Genomic DNA, 3,245 nt, shown 5'->3' with positions numbered 1-3,245 from the left:
ATTGTTCTTTAAAAACCAGGAAACAAGCTGAAAAACTGAGAGATTTTCGAAAGAAAGTCTGAGTAGAGAAAAAATCTTAGCTGAGAAAGGCAGCTAAGTGTTTAGTGATGAGACGTCTCAAGAATAATTGAGGTTGTATAGTTAAGTGACTAAGCGTACAAGGTGGATGCCTTGGCAATCAGAGGCGAAGAAGGACGTGCTAATCTGCGAAAAGCTTGGATGAGTCGATAAGAGGCGTTTAATCCGAGATATCCGAATGGGGAAACCCAGTAGATGAAGAATCTACTATCATTAACTGAATCCATAGGTTAATGAGGCAAACCGGGAGAACTGAAACATCTAAGTACCCCGAGGAAAAGAAATCAACCGAGATTCTGTGAGTAGCGGCGAGCGAAAGTGGAAGAGCCAGTAAGTGATATCAGCGATGACAGAGGAATGTGCTGGGAAGCACAATCACAGAGGGTGATAATCCCGTACTCGAAGTCATGGTTGAAGTACTAAGCTTACGATAAGTAGGGCGGGACACGTGATATCCTGTTTGAAGATGGGGGGACCATCCTCCAAGGCTAAATACTCCTGATTGACCGATAGTGAACCAGTACTGTGAAGGAAAGGCGAAAAGAACCCCGGTGAGGGGAGTGAAATAGAACCTGAAACCTTGTACGTACAAGCAGTGGGAGCCCTTATGGGTGACTGCGTACCTTTTGTATAATGGGTCAGCGACTTATATTTTGTAGCGAGGTTAACTGAATAAGGGAGCCGAAGGGAAACCGAGTCTTAACTGGGCGATTAGTTGCAAGGTATAGACCCGAAACCCGGTGATCTAGCCATGGGCAGGTTGAAGATTGGGTAACACTAATTGGAGGACCGAACCGACTAATGTTGAAAAATTAGCGGATGACTTGTGGCTGGGGGTGAAAGGCCAATCAAACCGGGAGATAGCTGGTTCTCCCCGAAATCTATTTAGGTAGAGCCTTATGTGAATACCTTCGGGGGTAGAGCACTGTTTCGGCTAGGGGTCCATCCCGGATTACCAACCCGATGCAAACTGCGAATACCGAAGAGTAATGCATAGGAGACACACGGTGGGTGCTAACGTTCATCGTGGAGAGGGAAACAACCCAGACCGCCAGCTAAGGTCCCAAAGTACTAGTTAAGTGGGAAACGAAGTGGGAAGGCTTAGACAGCTAGGATGTTGGCTTAGAAGCAGCCATCATTTAAAGAAAGCGTAATAGCTCACTAGTCGAGTCGGCCTGCGCGGAAGATGTAACGGGGCTAAATTAGTCACCGAAGCTGCGGCATCAATGGAAACATTGTTGGGTAGGGGAGCGTTGTGTAAGCGGAAGAAGGTGAATCGAGAGGTTTGCTGGACGTATCACAAGTGCGAATGCTGACATAAGTAACGACAAAACGAGTGAAAAACTCGTTCGCCGGAAGACCAAGGGTTCCTGTCCAACGTTAATCGGGGCAGGGTGAGTCGGCCCCTAAGGCGAGGCTGAAAAGCGTAGTCGATGGGAAACGGGTTAATATTCCCGTACTTGGATAAACTGCGATGTGGGGACGGAGAAGGTTAGGTTAGCAGACTGTTGGATGTCTGTTTAAGGCGGTAGGTGGAGAGTTTAGGCAAATCCGGACTCTCTTAACACCGAGAACTGATGACGAGGTGCTACGGCACTGAAGTAACTGATACCACGCTTCCAGGAAAAGCCACTAAGCTTCAGGTTTATCTAAACCGTACTGAAAACCGACACAGGTGGTCAGGTAGAGAATACTCAGGCGCTTGAGAGAACTCGGGTGAAGGAACTAGGCAAAATAGCACCGTAACTTCGGGAGAAGGTGCGCCGGCGTAGCTTGTAGTCCCTTGCGGACGAAGGGTGAACCGGTCGAAGATACCAGCTGGCTGCAACTGTTTATTAAAAACACAGCACTCTGCAAACACGAAAGTGGACGTATAGGGTGTGATGCCTGCCCGGTGCTGGAAGGTTAATTGATGGTGTTATCGAAAGAGAAGCTCCTGATCGAAGCCCCAGTAAACGGCGGCCGTAACTATAACGGTCCTAAGGTAGCGAAATTCCTTGTCGGGTAAGTTCCGACCTGCACGAATGGCATAATGATGGCCAGGCTGTCTCCACCCGAGACTCAGTGAAATTGAAATCGCCGTGAAGATGCGGTGTACCCGCGGCTAGACGGAAAGACCCCGTGAACCTTTACTATAGCTTGACACTGAACATTGAATTTTGATGTGTAGGATAGGTGGGAGCCTAAGAAGCAGTCACGCCAGTGATTGTGGAGGCGTCCTTGAAATACCACCCTTTAACGTTTGATGTTCTAACGAAGGACGTGGAACGCGTTCTCGGACAGTGTCTGGTGGGTAGTTTGACTGGGGCGGTCTCCTCCCAAAGAGTAACGGAGGAGCACGAAGGTTTGCTAATGACGGTCGGACATCGTCAGGTTAGTGCAATGGTATAAGCAAGCTTAACTGCGAGACAGACAAGTCGAGCAGGTGCGAAAGCAGGTCATAGTGATCCGGTGGTTCTGAATGGAAGGGCCATCGCTCAACGGATAAAAGGTACTCCGGGGATAACAGGCTGATACCGCCCAAGAGTTCATATCGACGGCGGTGTTTGGCACCTCGATGTCGGCTCATCACATCCTGGGGCTGAAGTAGGTCCCAAGGGTATGGCTGTTCGCCATTTAAAGTGGTACGCGAGCTGGGTTTAGAACGTCGTGAGACAGTTCGGTCCCTATCTGCCGTGGGCGTTGGATGATTGAGAGGGGCTGCTCCTAGTACGAGAGGACCGGAGTGGACGCATCACTGGTGTTCCAGTTGTCTCGCCAGAGGCATTGCTGGGTAGCTAAATGCGGAAGAGATAAGTGCTGAAAGCATCTAAGCACGAAACTTGCCTCAAGATGAGTCATCCCCGACTTTAAGTTGGTAAGGGTTGTTGTAGACTACGACGTAGATAGGTGGGATGTGTAAGCGTTGCGAGACGTTGAGCTAACCCATACTAATTGCCCGAGAGGCTTAACTATACAACCTGAATTGTTTTTGGGTTGGACTTAGACGAGAGAGAAGAGATTGAAAGTTTGAGGCTTGTTTTTGGTTTTTGATAAAGCGTGATAGAAAAGAACGATAAATAGATAGATAAAGACATCGAAGGAATAATCTTGGCGGCGATAGTGCAGTGGACCCACCTAATCCATGCCGAACTTAGAAGTGAAACGCTGTAACGCCGATGGTAGTG

At 48.7% G+C, this 3,245-nt stretch carries 2 rRNA genes; both read left to right on the top strand.

Annotated elements, in window-relative coordinates:
- The first annotated feature begins 139 nt into the window (after nucleotides 1-139).
- Nucleotides 140-3,033 (top strand): 23S ribosomal RNA (locus ACT2CV_RS09540).
- Nucleotides 3,034-3,167: 134 nt separating this feature from the next.
- Nucleotides 3,168-3,245: ribosomal RNA gene (rrf, locus tag ACT2CV_RS09535) — 5S ribosomal RNA — on the top strand; the annotation flags it as partial.

The organism is Reella acinonychis, assembly GCF_052384575.1.
Lineage (GTDB): Bacteria > Pseudomonadota > Gammaproteobacteria > Enterobacterales > Pasteurellaceae > JBQSUQ01.
Note: the sequence above shows the minus strand (reverse complement) of the source record. Positions and strands in the feature narration are given on the sequence as shown.